This window comes from Klebsiella sp. CN_Kp106, assembly GCF_040064575.1.
Classification (GTDB): domain Bacteria; phylum Pseudomonadota; class Gammaproteobacteria; order Enterobacterales; family Enterobacteriaceae; genus Klebsiella; species Klebsiella michiganensis.
Window position 1 is genome coordinate 1 of the sequence record NZ_JBEAIG010000059.1, and the last position, 21,010, is coordinate 21,010.

18 protein-coding genes are annotated in these 21,010 nt (G+C 55.1%); 13 read left to right on the plus strand and 5 right to left on the minus strand.

What is annotated here, in order from left to right:
- Nucleotides 1-355: 355 nt before the first annotated feature.
- Nucleotides 356-1,480: a cupin domain-containing protein gene (locus ABLU96_RS20405; protein ID WP_025107488.1), complete on the plus strand. Its 1,125-nt coding sequence runs from the start codon at nucleotides 356-358 to the stop codon at nucleotides 1,478-1,480.
- A gap of 68 nt (nucleotides 1,481-1,548) precedes the next feature.
- On the opposite strand, the gene surE is transcribed toward ABLU96_RS20405, so the two are convergent.
- On the minus strand, nucleotides 1,549-2,424 hold the full coding sequence (gene surE, locus ABLU96_RS20410; RefSeq protein ID WP_064406610.1) for a 5'/3'-nucleotidase SurE: 876 nt from the start codon (nucleotides 2,422-2,424) through the stop codon (nucleotides 1,549-1,551).
- Nucleotides 2,425-2,920: 496 nt separating this feature from the next.
- Here surE and ABLU96_RS20415 point away from each other — a divergent pair, with 496 nt between their 5' ends.
- Together ABLU96_RS20415 and ABLU96_RS20420 are read left to right on the plus strand one after the other, a co-directional pair.
- On the plus strand, nucleotides 2,921-3,700 hold the full coding sequence (locus tag ABLU96_RS20415) for a histidine phosphatase family protein (RefSeq protein ID WP_038422856.1): 780 nt from the start codon (nucleotides 2,921-2,923) through the stop codon (nucleotides 3,698-3,700).
- A gap of 84 nt (nucleotides 3,701-3,784) precedes the next feature.
- Nucleotides 3,785-5,128 carry an OprD family outer membrane porin gene (locus ABLU96_RS20420; protein ID WP_046878216.1) on the plus strand — a complete coding sequence of 448 codons (1,344 nt, stop codon included), beginning with the start codon at nucleotides 3,785-3,787 and terminating at the stop codon, nucleotides 5,126-5,128.
- Nucleotides 5,129-5,169: 41 nt separating this feature from the next.
- Here the strand turns inward: ABLU96_RS20420 and ABLU96_RS20425 are convergent, their stop codons facing one another.
- Nucleotides 5,170-6,534, minus strand: a complete 1,365-nt coding sequence (locus ABLU96_RS20425) for an MFS transporter (protein ID WP_042944202.1) — start codon at nucleotides 6,532-6,534, stop codon at nucleotides 5,170-5,172.
- 565 nt (nucleotides 6,535-7,099) lie between these two features.
- Between ABLU96_RS20425 and ABLU96_RS20430 the strand changes: the two genes are divergently transcribed.
- The 6 genes from ABLU96_RS20430 to ABLU96_RS20455 all read left to right on the plus strand — a co-directional run bounded on the left by ABLU96_RS20430 (nucleotide 7,100) and on the right by ABLU96_RS20455 (nucleotide 13,675).
- Nucleotides 7,100-8,749 carry a hypothetical protein gene (locus ABLU96_RS20430; protein ID WP_064406609.1) on the plus strand — a complete coding sequence of 550 codons (1,650 nt, stop codon included), beginning with the start codon at nucleotides 7,100-7,102 and terminating at the stop codon, nucleotides 8,747-8,749.
- A 144-nt stretch (nucleotides 8,750-8,893) separates the two neighbouring features.
- Nucleotides 8,894-10,345: an MFS transporter gene (locus ABLU96_RS20435; RefSeq protein ID WP_233933049.1), complete on the plus strand. Its 1,452-nt coding sequence runs from the start codon at nucleotides 8,894-8,896 to the stop codon at nucleotides 10,343-10,345.
- 52 nt (nucleotides 10,346-10,397) lie between these two features.
- A complete protein-coding gene (locus ABLU96_RS20440; protein ID WP_064406606.1) occupies nucleotides 10,398-11,501 on the plus strand; it encodes a mandelate racemase/muconate lactonizing enzyme family protein in 1,104 nt (367 codons plus the stop codon).
- 23 nt (nucleotides 11,502-11,524) lie between these two features.
- A complete protein-coding gene (locus ABLU96_RS20445; protein ID WP_016809991.1) occupies nucleotides 11,525-12,352 on the plus strand; it encodes an SDR family oxidoreductase in 828 nt (275 codons plus the stop codon).
- Nucleotides 12,346-13,257 (plus strand): dihydrodipicolinate synthase family protein, encoded by a 912-nt coding sequence (locus ABLU96_RS20450; RefSeq protein WP_042944200.1) that lies wholly within the window; start codon nucleotides 12,346-12,348, stop codon nucleotides 13,255-13,257. Before ABLU96_RS20445 ends, ABLU96_RS20450 begins: the two co-directional genes overlap by 7 nt.
- Nucleotides 13,244-13,675, plus strand: a complete 432-nt coding sequence (locus ABLU96_RS20455) for a heme-binding protein (protein WP_064406604.1) — start codon at nucleotides 13,244-13,246, stop codon at nucleotides 13,673-13,675. Before ABLU96_RS20450 ends, ABLU96_RS20455 begins: the two co-directional genes overlap by 14 nt.
- Nucleotides 13,676-13,811: 136 nt before the next feature.
- Here the strand turns inward: ABLU96_RS20455 and ABLU96_RS20460 are convergent, their stop codons facing one another.
- Together ABLU96_RS20460 and ABLU96_RS20465 are read right to left on the minus strand one after the other, a co-directional pair.
- A complete protein-coding gene (locus ABLU96_RS20460) occupies nucleotides 13,812-14,825 on the minus strand; it encodes a LacI family DNA-binding transcriptional regulator (protein WP_004117622.1) in 1,014 nt (337 codons plus the stop codon).
- 210 nt (nucleotides 14,826-15,035) lie between these two features.
- Nucleotides 15,036-16,067 carry a DUF1176 domain-containing protein gene (locus ABLU96_RS20465; protein ID WP_064406602.1) on the minus strand — a complete coding sequence of 344 codons (1,032 nt, stop codon included), beginning with the start codon at nucleotides 16,065-16,067 and terminating at the stop codon, nucleotides 15,036-15,038.
- Nucleotides 16,068-16,451: 384 nt separating this feature from the next.
- On the opposite strand from ABLU96_RS20465, the gene ABLU96_RS20470 reads away from it, so the two are divergent.
- The 4 genes from ABLU96_RS20470 to ABLU96_RS20485 all read left to right on the plus strand — a co-directional run bounded on the left by ABLU96_RS20470 (nucleotide 16,452) and on the right by ABLU96_RS20485 (nucleotide 19,349).
- Nucleotides 16,452-17,246 (plus strand): DNA/RNA non-specific endonuclease, encoded by a 795-nt coding sequence (locus tag ABLU96_RS20470; RefSeq protein ID WP_064406599.1) that lies wholly within the window; start codon nucleotides 16,452-16,454, stop codon nucleotides 17,244-17,246.
- 289 nt (nucleotides 17,247-17,535) lie between these two features.
- A complete protein-coding gene (symE, locus tag ABLU96_RS20475; RefSeq protein WP_233933048.1) occupies nucleotides 17,536-17,859 on the plus strand; it encodes an endoribonuclease SymE in 324 nt (107 codons plus the stop codon).
- Between the two features lie 146 nt (nucleotides 17,860-18,005).
- Nucleotides 18,006-18,440: a VOC family protein gene (locus ABLU96_RS20480; protein ID WP_004098173.1), complete on the plus strand. Its 435-nt coding sequence runs from the start codon at nucleotides 18,006-18,008 to the stop codon at nucleotides 18,438-18,440.
- A 165-nt stretch (nucleotides 18,441-18,605) separates the two neighbouring features.
- A complete protein-coding gene (locus ABLU96_RS20485) occupies nucleotides 18,606-19,349 on the plus strand; it encodes a hypothetical protein (RefSeq protein ID WP_064406598.1) in 744 nt (247 codons plus the stop codon).
- A 658-nt stretch (nucleotides 19,350-20,007) separates the two neighbouring features.
- On the opposite strand, the gene ABLU96_RS20490 is transcribed toward ABLU96_RS20485, so the two are convergent.
- On the minus strand, nucleotides 20,008-20,742 hold the full coding sequence (locus tag ABLU96_RS20490; protein WP_074440718.1) for a hypothetical protein: 735 nt from the start codon (nucleotides 20,740-20,742) through the stop codon (nucleotides 20,008-20,010).
- Nucleotides 20,743-21,010 lie beyond the last annotated feature (268 nt).

Here is a 21,010-nt window from a genome sequence, read left to right on the forward strand (position 1 = left end):
GTTGTTTGTGAAGTGATTCACATCTGCCGTGTCAGTGGGAGCGCATTATAGGGAGCTGCCGGGATATAGCAACCCTTAAAATACAAAAAACTTATCAAACGCTCATAATTTAAACTTCTCACCCTCCCTCCACGCCAGAAAAAATGGGGGAAAGCCAGATGCCACGCGGGCTGCAGCGAATTCAGGCAAAAGCGACATTTTGCGAAAATCAACGTTATCCGCTTTACGTTTCCCCCTCTCTTACCGCGTCGTGACTTCAGATGATGAATTAAGCACCAGCCTTGACCCATGACAAAGCGGCTTGAGGGTGCATATTTCTATAATCAGGCCCGTTTCTTCTTATTGGTATGAACCTATGGCTTATCAACTCAACATTAACTGGCCCGAGTTTTTAGAAAAGTACTGGCAAAAGCAGCCGGTCGTATTAAAGAAGGCTTTCGCGAATTTCGTCGATCCGATTACGCCGGATGAGCTGGCCGGGCTGGCCATGGAACCGGAAGTCGATAGTCGACTGGTGAGCCTCAAGAACGGTCAATGGCAGGCCAGCAACGGGCCGTTTGAACATTTTGATGGCCTGGGCGAAACCGGCTGGTCGCTCCTGGCTCAGGCGGTAAACCACTGGCATATGCCCGCCGCTGAACTGGTGCGCCCCTTCCGCGTGCTGCCGGACTGGCGTTTAGACGATCTGATGATCTCCTTTTCCGTACCGGGCGGCGGCGTGGGCCCGCATATCGACCAGTACGACGTCTTTATTATTCAGGGCATGGGCAGCCGCCGCTGGCGCGTGGGCGATAAGCTACCGATGCGTCAGTTCTGCCCGCATCCGGCGCTGCTGCACGTCGACCCGTTCCCGCCGATCATTGATGAAGATCTGGAACCTGGCGATATTCTGTACATTCCGCCCGGATTCCCGCACGACGGAATCACTCACGAAACGGCGCTGAACTACTCCGTCGGCTTCCGTGGGCCAAACGGCCGCGATTTGATCAGCAGCTTTGCCGATTACGCGCTGGAAAACGATCTCGGCGGCGAGCACTACAGCGATCCGGATTTGACCTGCCGCGAACATCCGGGACGGGTAGAAGAGTATGAACTGGAACGCCTGCGCGGCATGATGATCGAGATGATTAGCCAGCCGGAAGATTTCCGCCGCTGGTTTGGGCGTTTTGCCACCACGCCGCGCCACGAGCTGGATATTGCGCCCGCTGAACCGCCTTTTGAAGAAGAGGAGATTGTCGACGCGCTGGCGGGCGGTGAAATGCTGACTCGTCTGAGCGGCCTGCGTGTACTGCACATCGGCGACAGCTTCTTTGTGAATAGCGAACAGCTGGAGCCAACCGATCCCGCGGCTCTGGACGCGCTGTGCCGCTATACCCTGCTGGGTAAAGAGGAGCTAGGCGAGGCCGCGCTGCGCAATCCGGCTTTTATCGCCGATCTGACCCGCCTGATTAACCAGGGCTACTGGTTCTTCGACGAATAGCACTTCATCATCGGTTCATATAAAGAAGGCGCGGAGCCCGCGCCTTCTTCTTTACTATCGCTACAGCATCATTTACCGAGCAGCGCCTCAAACTGCGCCTGGTAGTGCGGCGCGTTCCATGAACCATCAAACAGGGTGTAAGTAATATATCCTTTGTTGAGCCAGCCCGAGTCATTATCCCCTTCCGCCGGTTTCATCGCCTCCGGATTCATCGTCTGTTTGGCGGTACCGTCCGCCAGAAGTTCATAACCAATCTGCGGCACAGGGAATTGTTCATTCTCAATATAATGAACGCCCTTAATTTCAGCCGACGGCAGCGGCGGATAGTTAATGCTTAACCCGGCCCCCTGCGGCATAATCGGGCTTCCCGGTTTATGCGCGGCGTTAAGTTTATCCACCAACGAGACGACATAATCCACCGAATCAGGCCAGTACTTATGCGTGCTCGGCCATTTGTTCTTCATCTCTTCTTCCGTGAAGCGGTAGCCAATGCTGGCGGCAATCGCCGGGAAACCGTAGCGTACGGCGCGGGCCGCGGCGCTCACGGTGCCGGAGTTAACCTGCGCCATACCGGTATTGGGACCATCGTTGACGCCCGAAATCACCAGATCCGGCGGCGCGTCTTTCAGTACGCCCCACAGGCCAAAATCCAGCGCATCGGCAGGAGTTCCAGGGAAGCAGTAGCGTTTGTCAGCGGCTTTTTTGACATCAAAAACTTTACCCGTTTTAAAGGTAATTGCCGACCCGATACCGCTCTGATTCGTTGCCGGCGCCACCATCCAGACGTCATACCCTTTGGCCGTCAGTTTTTCCTGCAGCGAAGTGGTCCCCACAGACTGGCAGCCATCATCGTTAACCAGCAGTATTTTCAGCGGTTTTTCAGCAGCCTGTACGCCAGCGGCAGATAACGCCAGAATGGCGGCAGTCAGGATTTTCGTTCTCATCATCACTCCTTGTTGGGTAGCAGAGGTATTTCTTAGGCGCAAAAAAAAAACCTAAGACTCCTGCCGCACGCCAAATTGGCGGACAGGGGTCTTAGGTTTTGCCTGTGGTCAGTAACAATCCCAGAGTGCTGCGAAAATAACGCCAGAGCGTAAAAGAGTCCAGCCCGGACAACATTATTCTGTGACGGAGATCAATCCTCTAAAATTATTTAAGCCGAAAACTGCCAATTAATCTGAAAATTAAACTTAAGATACAACTCAATCGACAAAATTACCTCCATGAAGACGATCACATTTACTGACATTTATAATAAATAGAGGGTGTCTTTTCTCATAATTAGTGCTAACGTCGCCCTTGTTGGATTGTTACTGTTTAGAACAGGCGAAACCTACGTTATAGACGTTCGAGCGAACATAATCTTATTTATGCTTCGCGTCGAATATCTGACGTAGGTTTTTTTTTGCTTATAAAAAGACCATTCAGGTGGAGCGTTATATGAAGAAGTGGCTAATAGCATTAATGATGGCGGCAGGTGCGGCAACCTGCTCTGCGGCGGAAGTTAAAAACGATGACGGCGTGAATATCTATTTCGCCCGCCATGGCAAAACGCTGCTGAATACGTTTGACCGCGTGCAGGGTTGGGCGGACTCACCGCTTACCGAAGACGGCATTCGCGTCGCTCGTTATCTCGGCGAGGGGCTTAAAGGTATTCCGTTTGATAGCTTCTATTCCAGCGATGCCGGACGTCAGCGTGAAACCATGCAGGTGATCCTTAAGCAAGCCGGAGTAAGTGATTACAAACTTACTGAACTCAGCGGCCTGCGAGAAGCCTTCTTCGGCGGTTTCGAAGGCGGCTATAACAAAGATATGGCCGACGCCGGCGCCAGACAGCTGGGGCTTAAAGACGGCGCTGCGCTGTTCAGCCAAATGAAAGCGGGCACCCTGGCCGTCGATACCAACCAGAACGCGCTGGCAGCGGCCGACCCAAAGGGTATGGCGGAAAACTATCAGCAGGTAAAAACCCGTACCCAGGCAGCGCTGCATACTATCGTTGAAAACGCGCAGGCCCGGGGCGATAAAAACGTGCTGGCAATTTCATCCGGTACCGCCATGCAGATTATGATTTCCGATTTAACCGACGATAACGCGAAAAACAAGCCGCTTGCCAATGCCGCGGTGGTTAAAATTGTTTATAAAGACGGCAAATATACCGTTCCAGAAATTGGCACCATGAAATATGTTGAAGCCGGAAAACAGGCTCTCGATAAAAAATAATACCCACGCTTAATTATTTATTACGGCAGACTTCAGGCGAAAACACCTCGCCTGGATCGCTGCGTCCCTACTCTGGGGTTTATTATGAAAATCAATACTACAACAGTCGCCATTATGCTGCTGGCTATTCCCGCCAGCGCCTGGTCAGCTTCGACCACTAACAGCCTGAAGGAGCACGATTATATCGATACCGTGCTCGACGATCCGTTATTCAGCCAGTCCCATATGAATTTATCGTTTAAAAACTACTGGAAATATCTTAAGGAAGAAGAGACCGAGCCAAAGAAAGTCCATAATGCCTGGGGTCAGGGCGTCGCCGTCGATTATCAGTCCGGCTATTTTGCCGATATTATTGGCTTTGATGCCACTTACTACGGAGCGGTCAAGCTCGGCGCCAGCGATTACTTTAACTCCCGCGGCGTGCTGTATAACAACGGCAGCGGGAATAAAAAGAGCAACGCTGAAGGCTTTTCTAAATTTGGTCAACGCAACATCAAGCTACAGTATCGCCTGGCGGACACTCATCTGAACGCCCGCTGGGGCTGGCAGACGATGAAAAACTTTGGCGTCATCTCCAACTCCACCCGCCTCTCCCCGACCACCTATTTGGGCTGGACCGGCGCGGTGAACTACGGCCCCTTCACGCTGCGCGGCGCGTACATCGAAAGCGCGATGGATCGTAACTCGCCGGATAAGAAACGCTTCCAGACCAACAGCGGACAGTACATTAACCATATCGCCAGCGGCGATATTCTGTGGCAAAGCGAGCACCTGAACATGCAGTACGGCTATGGTGAAAGCGATAACTATCTGCGCCGCCATATTCTGTTTACCAATATTAAGCCGATAAAAGCGCTGAACATCGGTACTCAGGTCTACGCCACTCACGCGCTGGACGAGTATAAAGCGATGCCAGCGAATAAGCGTGACTTTGACGACGACGCCTGGCACATCGCCATGGATGTGAAGTGGCAGGCGGACAACTGGAGCACCAAGTGGGGTCTGGGCTATACCGATGCGAACAAGGCCAATGAAGTGGGCTTCTACCCGCGCCATATGAGTAAAAACTCGCGCGGGACCTTTATCTCAATGGCCTATGCCGGCAACGACTATATGCGCGACGGTGAGCTGGTTCTCTCTAATATGTCGGACTATAACCTGACGCCGGAGCTGGCGATCGGTCTCGCCGGCAACATCGCCCAGTTTAACTACCGCGGCAACCACGTCCGTACCGGAGAAATTAACGCCTTCAGCCGCTGGGTGCCGACGCACCCAAGACTGAAAAATCTCACCGTCTGGGCGATGTTCGGGCCGGGCTGGTCCTATAAGATGAATGGCAAAACGCCGGTGCTTACCGACGGCCATTACAGCCGGGCCAACTCGCTCTCTTCGGAAGTGATTATCGAATATAAATTTAATCTGTTCTGATACGCCCGCCCCGCAGGTCATGGCGGGGCAACCCTCCCCGGCTACTTCTTCACCTCATTAAGCTCATCGTTATAGCTTTCCCGCGTCACGCAGACGCACAGGATGGTAATCAGCGCCATGCAGGCGAGAAACAGCGAGATGGGCCACGATGCGCCGCCGGACCACACCAGCAGCAAGGTACCAATCATCGGCGTTAGGCCGCCGACGATGTTCGCCAGCTGGAAGCCGAGCGAGACGCCGGTATAGCGCACGCTGGTGTCAAAAAGCTCCGAAAAGAAGGCCGGCTGAACGCTGAACATCATGCCCAGCCCCACGGAATAGCAGAAGGTGGTGGCGAACATAAACATCTTCACCGAGCCGGAGTCGATCATCCAGAATAGCGGGAAGGCAAAGATCAGCGTGATAGCGGCGCCGGCCAGATAGACCGGTCGGCGGCCAATTTTATCGGAAAGCCAGCCGAAGAACGGAAAGGTAAAAATGCCGACAAAGCTGGCCAGCAGCAGCCCGTTCAGCGCCGTTTCGCGAGTAAAGTTGAGTTCCCTTGTCACATAGGACATAAAGAACGCCACCGTCAGCCAGCCCAGAACAATCTCCCCCATGCGCATGCCCATCGCCAGGAACACCGCTTTACGGTGATGCTTGAGTACGGTGAGAATGGGAAACTTCTGCTCCGCCGCTTTCGGCGCGTTCTGCTGCTGTTTCTGATTCTCCTGGAACACCGGCGTCTCTTCGATCCTTGAGCGGATAAACATCCCGACAAACAGCAGCGCGATGCTTAACAGGAAAGGCACGCGCCAGCCCCAGGACATCAGGTCATCCTCCGGCAGCATCACCACCAGCGCAAAAACGCCGGTGGCGATAAACAGGCCAAGCACGTTGCCCAATTGAACAAAAGTGCCGAAAAAGCCCCGGCGATGGCGCGGCGCATACTCGGTGATCAGCGTCGTCGCCCCACCCCATTCGCCGCCGATGGCAAAGCCCTGGCAGAGGCGCAAAAAGATAAGTATCAGCGGCGCGGCGTTGCCTATGGTGTCGTAGCTGGGGATTAAGCCTATGAAAAAAGTCGAAATACCCATAATCATCAGCGACAGAACCAGCGATTTTTTGCGGCCGATCTTATCGCCATAGTGGCCAAATACGATGGCCCCGATGGGCCGGCTGACGAAGGTAATCGACAGCGTCAGGAAGGACACCAGCAGCGCCATCAGCGGCGAGAGGTTAGGAAAAAACAGCGACGGAAACACCAGCGCGGCGGCGGTGCCGTAGATAAAAAAGTCATAGAACTCAATCGTTGTGCCGGAAAGACCGGAGCCCAGCACGGTGAGCAGCTTTCTTCTTTCATGCGTTTGTTGCGATATTTGTTCATTTTTTGCAGGGGTCATGGCGGGCGAGGTAAGCATAGTCATCATTAAATCCTCTGTCCTGAATCATTATTGTTAAGTCGGGCAGCGCCTGGCTAACCGCGGTCGCGAGGGAAAATCGTCCGCAAGCTAACTCGAATTAGCTAATTATAACAAGATACGGAGATTCACAACGTAAATGCTAAAAGAGTGTGACCAGGATCGGTTAAATTTTAACACCCGCGCCAGCGCCGCGAGACAAATCGCTTACGGCATACCGTAAATAATTTATTAAATTCAATTAATTATATATTTAACGCTGATTTACCGTCCCCGCTGCGCTTCCCGTCCGCTTTTCTGCCCGCCTTTATGCCGCCTCAGCAAGCGCTCCCTGTCACCTCGACCCACCGTTTAAAATAAAGAGTTAAATATTAATAAGTTAATAATTGCACATTGATAGCCATCACAAATCCCCGGTAAAGAGTTTGTTCCTGTCTTTTTTTTATCCTAATTTGCTAATTCGAGTTAGCCTAAGAAATTAGCCAGCAACAGAACGATTGATGCGGCGCTTACCCCGGCGCAGCACGCTCAACGATAACCAAGCGACCTATCCCCTACAGGAGAAATTCACATGCTGAATTTAACGTTACCCGCGGAAGCCGGGCTTATTACCCCGCAGCCAGGCGAAGTGTTGATGGTGACCAATGCGGATCTCCGCGAACCGGCTAACGTCACCTGCTGGCCCACGCAGAAGCTGTTTGAACAGCGTCTGGAAACGGCGCTGGAAACATTAGGCTATCGCCTGCGCCGCGCCCATCCGGTCAACGAGCAGCGCGGTCACGGGTTTATCAGCAGCCAGAAAGAGGGTAGCGAGCTGTTCGCCGGGATCGATCCGGATGCGCCGGTTATTGTCCTGCTGACCGCCTGGCAATACTCCCATCACCTTGCTCCTTCGCTGGTACATCATCGCGGCCCTATTTTGCTGCTCGCCAATTTTGACGGTACCTGGCCGGGCCTCGTCGGCATGCTCTGTATGGCAGGCTGCCTCACCAGCCTGGAGCGCAGCTACTCGCGGCTTTGGTCGGAAACCTTCGCCGACGAGGCGTTTATTCGTGGCCTGGACACCTGGCTGCGCGACGGCCATCTCAGCCATAAGCTCGGCTATCTGCATCCGGTTGCACCCAGCGCGCCGCTGCTGGCCAGCGAAGCCGGGCAGATTGGCGTGAAGGTTGGGCAGTCGATCCTCAAACACAAGGCCATTGTCGGGCTGTTCGATACCTTCTGTATGGGGATGATCAACGGCGTGTTCCCGCAAAAAGCGATGATCGACGTAGGGATGCCGGTGGAGTCGCTGTCGCAATCGGCGCTTCTGGTTGAAATGAACAAGGTGCCGATCGCCCTGCGCGAAGCCTGTCTCGACTGGTATGAGACCCGCGGCATGCGCTTCCGGTTCGGCACCGACGGCGCGAAGGATCTGACCCGGGAGCAGGTACTGGAACAGTGCGCAATGATGATCGCCATGGCGCGCTTCGTGAAGCGCTTCGGGCTGACGGCAGTGGGCGTGCAGTATCAGCAGGGGCTCAAAGACAGCTGCGCCGCCTCAGATTTTGCCGAAGGCGCCATCGGCAACGCGGAACGTTTCCCGATCCCGGATGAGAACGGCGAGATCGTCTGTCCGGACGCGCCGATCCCCTGCATCAACGAGGTGGATATGGGCAGCGCCATCCCGCAGGTGATGCTGGCGAAGCTGCTCGGCGCGCTGGGTATGGCGAGCGAAACCACCCTTCACGATATCCGCTGGGGTAGCGAATACAACGGCACGTTCTACTGGGATCTGGAGATCTCCGGCGCTGTGCCGTTCGCCCATCTGAAAGGCGGGATCGCCGGGGCCACCGGCTATCGCCAGCCGGCGATGTTCTTCCCCTATGGCGGCTCGACCATTGCCGGTCAGGGCAAAGCCGGACGCTTTATCTGGGCGCGAGCGCATTACGAAGGCACCCAGGTGATCCTGCATATCGGCACCGGCACCGCCGTCGAACTGCCGCAAGACGAATTCGAACGCCGCCGCCGGGCGACCAACTACGAGTGGCCGTTACTCAACGCCGTTCTCGACGGGGTTTCGCGCGACGATTTAATGGCGGGCCACCAGAGCAACCATCTCAGTCTGGCTTACGTAGAAGAGGAGGGGTTATCCGAAGTGCTGAACGCCTTTATTGCCCAGGCGCTGACGCAAAATATGAAAGTCTTTATCGCAGGCGATGCGCATTTATTAATGAAATAACAACTGATTCGCTTATGTAATTTTTACGTTGTTAGCGATCCTGGCAAACATCCGCTTCATTCGTCTCTTTATCGCCCATAAAGAGCGGATCAACGCGCATCTGTCCGGGCGGGCTCTCCGCCTGCCCGGATAAGAGAGGATTATATGTATCAGCAGCAACATATTGAATTTATTATCCAGAAGGCAAAGAAACGGCTCGATCAGCAGGAGGCCCCCGGCTGCACCAAAGCGGGATGGCTAATGATCACCGCATTATTAATTGAGTCATGGGATATTTATTCCATGGCGTTTATTTTATTCGCCCTGAAAGATATTTATGAGCCCAGCAGCTGGCTGCTCGGTTTTACCGCCGCCGGCACCCAGCTTGGCGCGGTGGTCGGCGCGCTGCTCGGCGGCTGGCTGACCGATAAGCTCGGACGGCGTAAAATTTTCCTCTGGTCGATGATCCTGTTCGCGATCTTCGCCGTTCTTCAGGGCCTGGCGCCCAATATGTACTGGCTGGCGATTATTCGCTGCCTCGCCGGGATCCCGGTGGGCGCGGACGTGGCTAACGGCTTTACCTACATCATGGAGGTGATGCCAAAGGGCAAGCGCGAAGTGATGGCTAACCGCTGGCAGTTTATGTTCGCGCTGGGGATTATCGCCGCTATTCTGCTGGTCACCACGCTGGTGGCGCTTGATGTTCACCCGGATATGATCTGGCGCATCGTGCTGGCGGTCCCGGCGATCCCGGCCTGCCTGCTGCTGTTTATGCGTCGGGAGCTGCCGGAGACGCCGGCGTGGTTCGTCGAACGCGGCCGCTTTATCGAAGCGAAACAAGCCTCCCGTGACTATTACGGCGAACAGGATGGCCGTCTGCTGGACGACATTCTGCCCAACGAAAACGTCACCATCGCCGACCCGACGCTCAAAGAGACGCTGCACGATCTGTTCCGTCGTCCCTTTACCCGCCGCACCACCCTGTTCGGCTGGTTCTCCTGCGCCGTACAGTCGTTTGAAAACTACGCCTTCTCCTTCTTCCTGCCGCTAATCCTCGTCACCATCGGGATTTCCGGGCAGATCCAGAATAACCTCGCCCTGCTGGCGGTGAACTGTATCGCCGCGCTCTCGGCGTTTGTCGGCCCGCTGCTGTTGCCGAAGCTCGGGCATAAGGGGCTGAGCAAATACGGCTTCCTGCTGGTCACCATCGGTATTTCGATATCGGCGTGGGGCGTCTACAGCAGCAGCTTCGCATTTATCATCTTCGGCGCGGCGCTAATGCTGTGGGGCCACTACTGGGATTCCGAAAGCGGCATGACGGTGATCTCGCTGGTGGCAAAACCGCGCTATCGCGGGGTAGCCTCCGGCATCGGCTACACCATCGTCAAGGTCACCGCCTTCGTTACCACCCTGGTCTTCCCGGCCCTGTTTGAAGCGGTCGGCGTACCGGTCGCCTCGCTGATTATCGCTATCGCGCCGTTCTGCGCCTTCCTCGCCTCCATCTTCCTGCTGCCGGAAGTCTTCGGCCATGCGGTGGGCGACGAGAACGATCGAGAACATGACGCCAGCCCGGCAATTGCCCTGGAGGGGCATGAATCCCCGGCCTCCAAACATTAACCGCCCGGGCCGCAGGGGCGGCCCCCGCTGAACCCATAAAGGAAGGAATCAGATGAACAGCACAAAAATGCCCGTGATTGACAATATCGAACTGATGACCGCCCGCGTTCCGCTGCCGGAAGGCCCGTGGGGGGATCAGATTCACCACGTCACCGATATCGAAGTGGCGATTGTTGACGTCTACGGTTCTAACGGCCACGTCGGCACCGGCTTTAGCCACACTTCCGGCTGGTGCGGGAAAACCATCTCCGCGCTGATTGCCGAGATTATCCCGGACGTTATTGGCCAGCCGCTCTCCCCGCGCGGCCTGTGGCATCGCTCGTATAAACACGTACACGACGTCGGCGGCGCGGGCGTCACCACCCATGCCCTGGCGGCGCTGGATATTGCCTACTGGGATCTGTTAGGTAAAACCCTCAATGCGCCGATTATCGACATTCTTGGCCGCGTACGCGATCGCGTTCCGCTGTACGGCAGCGGCATTAACCTGCATCTGTCCATTGAGGAAGTGATTGACCAGGTCAAACGCTGGAAAAGCACCGGCTACCTGGCGGCGAAAGTGAAAGTGGGCAAACCGACGCTGGAGGAGGACGTGGAGCGGCTGCGTAAAATTCAGGAAGCAGTGCCGGGCTTCCCGCTGGCGGTGGACGCCAACCAGGGCTGGAACTTCCCGCAGGCGCTGCGCGCGTTCAAGCTGTTCGAACCGCTCAACCTGCTGTGGATTGAGGAGCCGCTGCCCTCCGACGATATCGCCGGCCACCTGCGGCTGCGCGAACGCAGCGCCACGCCTATCGCGCTGGGAGAAAACGTCTATAACTTAAACCAGTTTACGCAGTACATCGAGAGCGGCAGCGCGGATTACATCCAGGCGGATCTCGGCCGCGTCGGCGGGATCACCGGCTATCTGGATATCGCCGCCGTCGCCCGCGCGCACAACCTGCCAATGACGCCGCATTTTGTCATGGAGCTCAGCGCCAGCCTGCTGGCAACGGTGCCGAATATCTCATACGCCGAGATGACCGACGGCGGGCGCTGGAAAGATCTGCGCATCATCGCCGAAGCGGGCGAAGAGGTGGACGGCTACTACGTGCCGAGCGAAAGGCCGGGCCACGGCATTATTCTCGATCGTGATTACCTCGCAACCCACAAAATCTAACCACGCAGTGAGGGGAAAGGACAATGGAAGACACGTTATTCTCGGTTAAAGACAAGGTCATCATCGTGACCGGCGGCCTGGGACAGCTGGGGGCGCAGTACGTGAAGACGTTACACGACCGCGGCGCGAAGGTGGCGGCGCTGGCCACCCGCGTCGATGCCGCGCGCGTCGACCGCGTGCTGGGGGCGATCAAGGACTCCGACCGCCTGCTGTGCGCGGAAGTGAATATTACCGATAAAGCCAGCATTAACCGGGTGCTGGATAGCATTGAAGCGAAGTGGGGCGTCCCGGATGGCCTGGTCAACAACGCGGGCGTCGACACCCAGCCCAGCGCGCCGCCGGAAGTCTCCGGCCCCTTTGAAGAGTTTCCGGAAGAGGTGTTCCGCGAGGTGGTGGAAGTGAACCTGGTCGGCACCTTCCTGATGACCCAGCAGGTCGGCAAGCGCATGAAACAGGCCGGCAAAGGCGGCTCGATCATCAACGTCGGTTCGATCTACGGCGTGGTCTCCCCTGTGCAGGATATCTATAGCTACAAAAAAGAGGACACCGGCATTCCGTTCGTCAAACCGGTGGCCTATTCGGCGGCAAAGTCCGGGCTGTATAACTTTACCCGCTACTGCGCCACCTACTGGGGGCGCGACGGCATTCGCGTCAATACTCTGACCCTCTCCGGCGTCGAGCGCAGCGATCAGGACCCGCGCTTCCAGAAAAACTACACCAACCGTATCCCCATCGGGCGGATGGCGAAAGCCCACGAGTACAACGGCGCGGTGGTGTTTTTGCTCTCCGACGCCTCGGTCTATATGACCGGTTCCAACGTGGTGGTGGATGGAGGCTGGACCGCATGGTAAGCGATAAATGGCAGGTTTTTCGCGGCATTATCTCCGCCGTGGTGACGCCGATGCACGCCGATGAGTCGGTGAACTACGCGGCGCTGGACGCGATCGCCCGCGCCCAGCTGGCGCGCGGGGTTGAGGGCTTTTACTGCTGCGGCTCCTCCGGGGAGGGGCCGTTGCTGCGTTTCGATGAGCGCCGGCAGGTGCTGGCAACGCTGGTGCAGTCGGCGGGCGGTCGCGTGCCGGTGATCGCCCACGTGGGGACGCCGCGCACCCGGGATGCCGTCGAGCTGGCGAAGCACGCCGAGCAGGACGGCGCCAGCGCGGTGTCGCTGGTGCCGCCCTACTACTACAAATATAGCCGCGAGGAGATTATCGCCTACTACCGTCGAGTGCTGGACGCCATTTCGATTCCGGTGATTTTGTATAATATTCCGCAGTTTACCGGCGTCGAGCTGGATGCCCAGAGCGCCGACGCGCTGCTCGGCGATGAGCAGGTTCTGGGGGTGAAGCATACTTCGCATAACCTCTATTCGCTGGAACGGATGATCGCCCGCTACCCGGAGAAAGTCTTTTTTAACGGTTTCGATGAGATCTTCCTTTCCAGCCTCGCGGCGGGCGCAACGGCCACGGTTGGCACCACGGTTAACCTGCAGCCGGAGTTGTTTCTCGCCCTGCGCAGCGCTTTTCAGCAGGGCGACATCGCCCGGGCGCAGCGCCTGCAGCAGCAGATCAACGAGGTGGTGGAGCAGCTGGTCGCGCGCGGCGTGTTCCAGTCGGCGAAGTATCTTGCCGCGAAAGAGACCGTCGATACCGGCCCCACCCGCGAGCCGTTTGTGGCGCTGACGGCGGCGCAGAAAGGCGAGCTGGATGACCTCTATCTGCGCTTAAGGGGGTATATCGCCGATGCCGGACAATGACGCGCTCTGTCCCCAGATCCGTCTGAACGATAGCGTCGTGTGCCAGCAGGTCGCGCGGTTTTTACAGGAGACGGAAAGCGATGCGCGAACCCGGGGGCTGGCGGTGGCGGTTGTCGGGCCGGAGGGCGAGCTCATCGCCTTTGGCGCGCACGCTCGCTGCCCACCGCTACCGCGCCAGCTGGCGCAGCGCAAGGCCTGGAGCGCCCTGCGCTTTCGCCGTCCGACGGCAACGCTGGCGCAAGAGGTCAGCGCCGGCGCCCTGCAGCTGGCGGTATTTAACGACCCGCAGCTGCTGGCGATGCCGGGCGGTGAGCCGGTGATCGTCGACGGGCTGGCCATTGCCGGCGTCGGGATCAGCGGCCTGCCGCCGGAGCTGGACGCCGGGCTGGCGGCGCGGTTTGTTCAGCGATTGACTTGATGAGGGATCGTTAAGGGTTCCCGGATTGCGGCGCCCGCGCCTTATCCGGGCTACCAGCGCGCGCAGGATGCGGTATCTGTAGCCCCGGCCAGCATAGCGCAGCCGGGGATTGACGTGTTCACACAAGCCGTGTCATTTACTGGCTCCGCTGCTTCTCCACCGACAGCGGGCGGTGAATCAGGGTCATCGGCACGGTGATCTTCACATCGGCATTTTCCCCCTGCAGCTTCTGCTGCATCAGATGAAACGCGTGCTGCGCCCAGGCGTCCTCATCCTGGCGCATCGACCACACCGCGTTCGGCAGAAATCCCAGCATCTGATGCTCATCGAAGGTGCCGATGGGAATATCCGACGGAATAAAGCCGTAGGTTTCCCGCAGCGCGCTCAGCGTCCCTTCCAGAATGGGCAGAGAGGAGGCGATAAACGCCTTCGGCGGCTCACGGTGCTGACGGAGAAAATCGAGCATCAGCTGTTTGCCCTCTTCCTGACGGTTATGGCTGGCGGACAATATCCACTCCTTGCCGGCGGGCAGCTCGCTCAGGTAGCCCTGCAGACGACGCTGGATCGACGGCTGCTGGGTATCCCCGGCGATAAAAAAAATCGGCGAGACGTCCACCGCCTGGGTCATCGCCTGCACCAGCTTTTTGCTGCCATTGTAGTTATCGCTCACCACCAGCGACACGTCGCTCTCGCCAAAATCGCGGTCGAGCAGCACCAGCGGCCGCTTGCGCGCTACCTTCTGGTGATGCAGCTGCGTTTCCCGGGTAGAGGGCACCACGAAGAGCCCGTCAACGTTGCGCGCCAGCAGTCCTTCAACCAGACTGTTTTCATGCTCGCTGTCGCTGTAGGTGCAGGCAATCATTAGCTGATACCCCGCCTGACGGCAGCAGGCTTCGAGCTTTTCCGCCAGGGTGGAGAAAAACAGGTTGGATAAACGCGGGATCACCAGCCCTAAGGTCTCGGTTTTATTGAGCTTCAGGCTGCGGGCGATATGGTTAACGACCAGCCCGTTCTCGGCGATGTAATCATTAATACGCTGCTGCGTTTTGGCGCTGATGCGATACTGCTCAGCTTTGCCACCCAGCACCAGGCGCACGGTGGTAATCGAGATTTCCAGCGCCCTGGCGACTTGCTCAACGGTTTTGGCCATAAACTCATTTTCCATAACGAACAGAACGGCTTAATCATAAACTAATTCGAGTTAGCAATACATTAGCCGCGCTGTTATTTTGAACAAGGCGTCAGTTTTCTGACGCCACTGGCGCTGTCGATCGCGATCCCGCTACGCGGACGATCGTTAAGATCCTTCCCTGTCCTCTCTGTCGGCATGTGTGCCGGGAGAGATTCTGGCCGCGTGATTTCATTTTGCCGGTTTAACCTCGGTCACCCAGGTGGGGAGATCCCATGTCCCGCCGAGGCGAAGATAGCGGCACATCCCCGTGGTCGCTTCACGGCTTTTGCGGAACGTTGTGCCATCCCAGAGCCAGCTCGCCGTCCCCCAGCAATCGCCGAGCCCTCGCCCTTTCTGGCTCATAAAAATCTCGCCGTCACCATACTCAGAACCGGAAACCGTAATAAGCGTTGGATTATCCTCAAGTTTGCTATCCACAACCCAATAGCCGTATCCCTCGTTATAGGCCGCCCGCCAGCACAAGGCCGAAATCAGGGAATGCGCGTTATCCAGCGGCGTCAGGCTGATGGTTTCAGCCTCCTCCCCCTCCTCAGGCTGGAGGCGATCGCACCAATCATCGTTATTTAGCGTGGCCAGAAGCTTCGGCTTGAGCACCGCCAGCTCAGGCGCGGTTAACGCTCTCTCCTGCGCCTTCTCAGGTATGACCCGGTGAATGACCGGGGCAGGAATCGCCGCCCGGACGCTGCTTTCCGGCCTGTCACCTTTTTTGGTCAACGCGCCCGGCGTGCCGATTCGCCCCTGAACATCGTCCATTTTCAGCAGTACCGCATAAGCACCTTCGCCGGAAAGCTCAAACGACGCCTCCCCGCCTGTAAATTCGACCTTCCCGCTGCCTTTGATGGCGTTAACGATCGCCCGGGCCTGTTTCTCCGACAGCGGCCAGCTCTCTTTTGCGGGCTTCACATCGCCTGCCGGCTGGCCGTTGATCCACAGCGTCAGTTTGCCCGGCAGAACATCGCTGTCGGTCACCTCCGCCAGCATCAGCTCTCCCGAGACGGCGGTGCCCGCACCGGCCTGCCGGGTCAGCAGCACCGAACCTCCGCTTCCTTCTTCAGCGCTGTATCCCGCCGCCCGGCAGGTCAGCGTGTTATCGCATACCACTTCCCAGTCTTTGTGGCTGAATGAAACGCCTATTTTCGCCAGCGCGGGGAGACTAAGGACGGCCAGTGCCAGCACGCCTCTCCAGAGTTCCTTTTTCATATCTTCTCTCCTTAATCGGTCATCCGCGTAGTCTGAGTAATCCTCCTCGCAGAGAGAAGCGTTTTCCCCTGCCGCGACATTTTTTCGGACAACGACATGGATGCCGCACCGCTTTATGCTTCGCTGGACATATTCCCGCCCGTTCAGCCCGGCTGAAAATAGCGGGTTTGAGAGTCTGGTCACCTCATTCAACATCATTTCCAGAGTCACAAAATAACATCCGCCGTGATGTTAAATCATCTTGTGATATTCCGCGCGGCTGCGACCGGCTAACTCTTTTTACGCTCTCAATTCATCTTTGCGATTCATAGCTGAATTCCGCTCTGGTTATTCAGGGGCTTCTTTTATGCATCGGTTCATCTTTTCTTTGACGTCATCAATATTATGAAACTATCCCGAGTATTCAGCGTTCTGCCGTCGCTATTTTTTGCCGTCGCGTGCGCTGCCGCATCATCCGGCGAGGATCATTGTGAAGTGGGCTGCCCGACCGGCGGAAGCGCGCAGACGCTGGTTCGCGAAGCCTATACGCTCAATAACAACAGCCAGCGCAAATTCGCTAATTGGGTGGCGTATAAAATCACCAAAGCCAGCCTGGCCAGCGGGCGTTCGCGCAGCTGGAAGCGCGATCCGGATTTACCCGCTACGGATACCCTTGCCCCCGCGGCATACAAAGGAGCCAGCGCAGCATTGGCGGTCGATCGCGGGCATCAGGCGCCGCTCGCCGGGCTCGGCGCCAGCGCAGACTGGCAGGCGTTAAACTATCTTTCCAATATCACCCCGCAGGTGTCCGCCCTGAATCAGGGGGCGTGGGCGCGGCTTGAGGATAAGGAGCGCGCCCTCGCCGAGCGCCGCGACGTGGCGGCGGTGTGGTCCGTTACCGGGCCGCTGTTCGAACGGCATATCGCCACCCTGCCCGCCGCGCCCGAGGTGGAGATCCCCAGCGGCTACTGGAAGATTATTTTTATCGGCTCCAGTCCGGATAAAGGCGAATACGCGGCGTTTTTGCTGGATCAGGCGACTCCCAAAAGCGCCAGTTTTTGTGATTATCAGGTTACGGTGGAGGAGATTGAGCGGCGGACTCATCCGGCGCTCTCGTTCTGGTCCGCCCTGCCGGCAGTTATCGCCCGCCGCCTGAAGTCCCGGAAGGGGACGCTGGCTAAAGAGATGGGGTGCCCGTAATTGGGCATGGGCATCCTGTTGCGCGCATTATCTCGCTTTTATTTTTTGAATCTGCTTTGCGGTTATTTCAGCAATATCAGGAAAGGCATTTTCCACAGGCGCTAATTAATAGCATCATGCATTTTGTTAATTCTTAATTTGCGGTTAAAGACGTTTATTATGTCCGATTAAAGTCTGGACTTTATTTTTATTACTGGTTAGGTTTACAGGTGTTATTTAGCGCGGTGCGAATGTGTTGGCGCACACCCGCACCGCTGATCACAATTACTATTTCGAGAGAATAGCAACCATGACTAATGCTGATTGTATTGTAGATTCGTTTGATCCAGAAGTGTCGCCGAAAAATAAGCGTCAGTTGACGGTGAGTTATGTGAGACGTTTGCCAGATCGTCGTCTTGTTCCGGCGCTGATCATGAAGGGCGAGTGGCTGGCGGCGGCAGGGTTTTCGACCGGTACCCGGGTGGAGGTGCGGGTGATGGAGGGCTGTATTGTGCTGACGGCGGTTGAGCCGGAACCGGAGCTGGAAGCCGCGATGCGCGGGGTGGAGAAGCTGTCGGCCAGGAAGCAGAAGCAGGTCAGAGAGTTTATCGGGGTGATTGGGGGACGGGGTTGAGGGGTCAGGATTGCGGTGACAGACAGGATTTTAATGCCATGCTCTATATCGCCACTCCGGACCTGTACTCATCCATCAAATCCGTACAACGTTCCTTTTAGATAACGGATAAGTACCTGTTAATACGACTGAATGAGGAAACCATCATGGAGACTTACCGATTACATCGCGGCAGGCTTATCGACCATATCCAGCTTGTGGTAAATGATTTCGAGGCCAGCAAAGCGTTTTATACAGCCGTGCTGGCGGTCCTTGAGATCCCTGTCGTGAATACCTACGACGATTATTTTTGGGCTGATGAGCTTGTTGTTTCATCCATTAATAGCCCCGGTTCCGCAGGTAAGCCGACAGGGCGCCATCACCTGGCTTTCCAGGCCAGGGATCGTGAGACGGTGGATGCTTTTTACCAGGCAGCGCTGGCACACGGCGGCAGTGATAACGGCGCGCCCGGTGAGCGAACTTATCACCCGGGATACTACGCGGCGTTTGTACTCGATCCCGATGGTAACAACATCGAAGCGGTTTACCATGGCGAGGGGGAACGCAGTGCGGCATCGGTGGAGATTGGCTTCAGTCTTTAAGTATAACGGCCTCCGGGCAGGGGCCGTATTGGGCGGATGGCATTAAGTCAGACCAGGAACCAGCCCAGGAATTAGCTATATCAAAGCCCTCATAATAATGAGGGCTACATAAAATAAATTCAGTGTTGTAAATTCATTGCGTATTCATTTTATAAAGGAATAACGATGGGAGCTATTAACGAGATAGATATTGCAAAGCTGGTTTTGCTACCCGCGATTTTATATGTGGCTAAAAAGATCATCGACTGGGCGGGAAAAGTGATGTCCAGCCCGCCAGCAAAGCGAAAAATCCGCTTCGAAAAGGTACCTATTGAAACAAAAATAGAGGTGCTGAATAAAATCGCTGAGATAGCGAACGCTGAGATACCCGACACTAAACTCTCGAGGACGCATCAGACGGTACAAATGAAATTTTTATATGAGCAGATCGGGATTACTCTTCCTGTCTGGCACGCCCATCAGCTGATCGCGTTTATCGCTGATAAAAATATCGGCTCATATGATGTACGATTAATGAGTTTCCTTAAAAACCCATCCTTATATCGTTGTGAAGAAAATCATTTTTCTGTCGATGCTGAAAAAATAAAAAAATTTCACATCGTTAGTGGAGGTTTCTGGCTAATTTCAATCGTCATTTTTGCCTGCGCCTGGTGGACAACAATACAATCGTTACTGGCCAGCGGGGCTGTAAATTCAGCTATCGCATTTTCACTGTTTTACTTTATTTCCGCTATTGTGGTCACTGGCTTTATCTTTAGCCAGGTTGGAGAAACCTGGCAAAGCGCCAGATTCGCCAGGCTGTTTGAAAGGTGGTGTGAGGATGAAGCGCGGGTGGAAAGTGGGGAGCATGCTGTGCTAGCCGCATCGGGGCCAGAAGAACAGATGCCTCAACAGGAGGTTTTCAAATGATGAAATGCAGATACAAAAAAGTATTTTAGTGGTCTGATTGGGGGATTTGGTGCGAAGGCCGGACTCAAACATCAACTCAACACAATGAAAAACAACAGATAAATAATTAACAACATGATTTATGCCCCCATTTGTGCCCCCAACCATTTTTTCACCACCATTCACCTTAGCTATCTGATATGACTTACAAAAAAAATTTTGAAAGCTTCTTTTGGTTAGGATCCGTAACTCGGAACCTAACCGGGACAAAGATGCTATAAAAAAGTTTTTTTGCATTTAACTACTCACACTGTTCACCTCTGACTTTTATATAATTATTTCATGGTATTAAGTGATGACCAGACGGTGAAGGGTGAACAGTCGATTGTTCATCCGTTGGGATAATCAGGCATAAAAGACCGGCGGGTGCCGGTCTGATGGTGGGTTATGTCGCTGCGGGTTCGTCGCACTTCGGCAGCCCGTCGCCGTTGCTGCCCCTGAGCTTCAGGTTAGTCTGTGTCCCCTGTTTTATCTGCCGCTTCTCGTAATTCATCCCGTACTCTTTCAGTATCACGGTTAGCCCCGGCCCGAACATTTCAGGCTGAGCACGTTTCTGTACCCGTTAGCCTTCATATCTACCTCACTTATCAACATAAGCAGATACGCCAAATCAATGCTATCAAGCTTGAAGCTTTAAACCTAAGTCCCATGGAAAAGTATAGATGTATGAGGTGCTTGAAACTGCTGCCCAGTTGATTTTTACGTTTTGTGAGTTGCTCAGAAGAGTTTCACTCTCCCTATCCCATTCGAAATCACTCGGTAACAACTGCCCAGGGACATGAGGCGACAATGCCCCAAAGGCAACATAATTCCATGCTCCTGGTGGCCCTTCTCTTCCTGAAACTACGAGTTCTTGATGCCGTGAGGATTCCCTATACTCCAAAGTTAAGTGTTCCTCTTCCATAAGGTCTTTTAGGGTTAATCTTCCCAGCGGTGGGAAGCAAAGGTGCCAAGATGGAAATTCGAAAGTTGTATCAGGGTCAATCAATGCCACTGCAATGGTTTCGATAGAATCATTTGTGTTGAATGTCAGAGAAACCAGTGAGTCTGAATACCTGTATCCCCACCATTTATCACCTATGCGGTTAGGAACACCTAGTTGCTGCTCAACCCAGCGAGATGGAGCACCAAGCTCTATCCCTGTGAATATATTTTCAGGTGTTCTACGTCGTTCGATACGAACATTAGGTCTTGCTAACTTTGACCTTAAAACACGAACTCCATGCTTACTCATTGCGAGCCAAATGAGTGCTATACCACCAACAAAACTTCCAACCGCATTAACCATAATATCCTTGACGGGTATATGATTTAATAGCATCTGCAATTGCACAATCCAGGCATCCTGCGCCATTGTTAACCTCACTGAATGCGGACGATTTGTCCGCCCTTAATATTTTAAAAATTACCTTCAAAATAATACCGTGACCACAGTACAGAATTATATGGTAGTGAGCAGAGTGTTGAGGATGATAAAAAGTTTTTTTGCATTTAACTGTTCACACTGTTCACCTTCTTATTTTTCTTTTTAATATCATAATGATAGATGGTGATCAGTTGGTGAAGAGTGAACAGTCAACTCTTCACCTCAGCGCGTTCCTGGCCTGTTTCCGGCGACCATC

Coding starts and splice junctions, on each gene's coding strand:
- ABLU96_RS20405 (WP_025107488.1), top strand. CDS start 356: ATGGCTTATCAACTCAACATTAACTGGCCCGAGTTTTTAGAAAAGTAC.
- surE (WP_064406610.1), bottom strand. CDS start 2,424: ATGAGAACGAAAATCCTGACTGCCGCCATTCTGGCGTTATCTGCCGCT.
- ABLU96_RS20415 (WP_038422856.1), top strand. CDS start 2,921: ATGAAGAAGTGGCTAATAGCATTAATGATGGCGGCAGGTGCGGCAACC.
- ABLU96_RS20420 (WP_046878216.1), top strand. CDS start 3,785: ATGAAAATCAATACTACAACAGTCGCCATTATGCTGCTGGCTATTCCC.
- ABLU96_RS20425 (WP_042944202.1), bottom strand. CDS start 6,534: ATGACTATGCTTACCTCGCCCGCCATGACCCCTGCAAAAAATGAACAA.
- ABLU96_RS20430 (WP_064406609.1), top strand. CDS start 7,100: ATGCTGAATTTAACGTTACCCGCGGAAGCCGGGCTTATTACCCCGCAG.
- ABLU96_RS20435 (WP_233933049.1), top strand. CDS start 8,894: ATGTATCAGCAGCAACATATTGAATTTATTATCCAGAAGGCAAAGAAA.
- ABLU96_RS20440 (WP_064406606.1), top strand. CDS start 10,398: ATGAACAGCACAAAAATGCCCGTGATTGACAATATCGAACTGATGACC.
- ABLU96_RS20445 (WP_016809991.1), top strand. CDS start 11,525: ATGGAAGACACGTTATTCTCGGTTAAAGACAAGGTCATCATCGTGACC.
- ABLU96_RS20450 (WP_042944200.1), top strand. CDS start 12,346: ATGGTAAGCGATAAATGGCAGGTTTTTCGCGGCATTATCTCCGCCGTG.
- ABLU96_RS20455 (WP_064406604.1), top strand. CDS start 13,244: ATGCCGGACAATGACGCGCTCTGTCCCCAGATCCGTCTGAACGATAGC.
- ABLU96_RS20460 (WP_004117622.1), bottom strand. CDS start 14,825: ATGGCCAAAACCGTTGAGCAAGTCGCCAGGGCGCTGGAAATCTCGATT.
- ABLU96_RS20465 (WP_064406602.1), bottom strand. CDS start 16,067: ATGAAAAAGGAACTCTGGAGAGGCGTGCTGGCACTGGCCGTCCTTAGT.
- ABLU96_RS20470 (WP_064406599.1), top strand. CDS start 16,452: ATGAAACTATCCCGAGTATTCAGCGTTCTGCCGTCGCTATTTTTTGCC.
- symE (WP_233933048.1), top strand. CDS start 17,536: ATGACTAATGCTGATTGTATTGTAGATTCGTTTGATCCAGAAGTGTCG.
- ABLU96_RS20480 (WP_004098173.1), top strand. CDS start 18,006: ATGGAGACTTACCGATTACATCGCGGCAGGCTTATCGACCATATCCAG.
- ABLU96_RS20485 (WP_064406598.1), top strand. CDS start 18,606: ATGGGAGCTATTAACGAGATAGATATTGCAAAGCTGGTTTTGCTACCC.
- ABLU96_RS20490 (WP_074440718.1), bottom strand. CDS start 20,742: ATGGCGCAGGATGCCTGGATTGTGCAATTGCAGATGCTATTAAATCAT.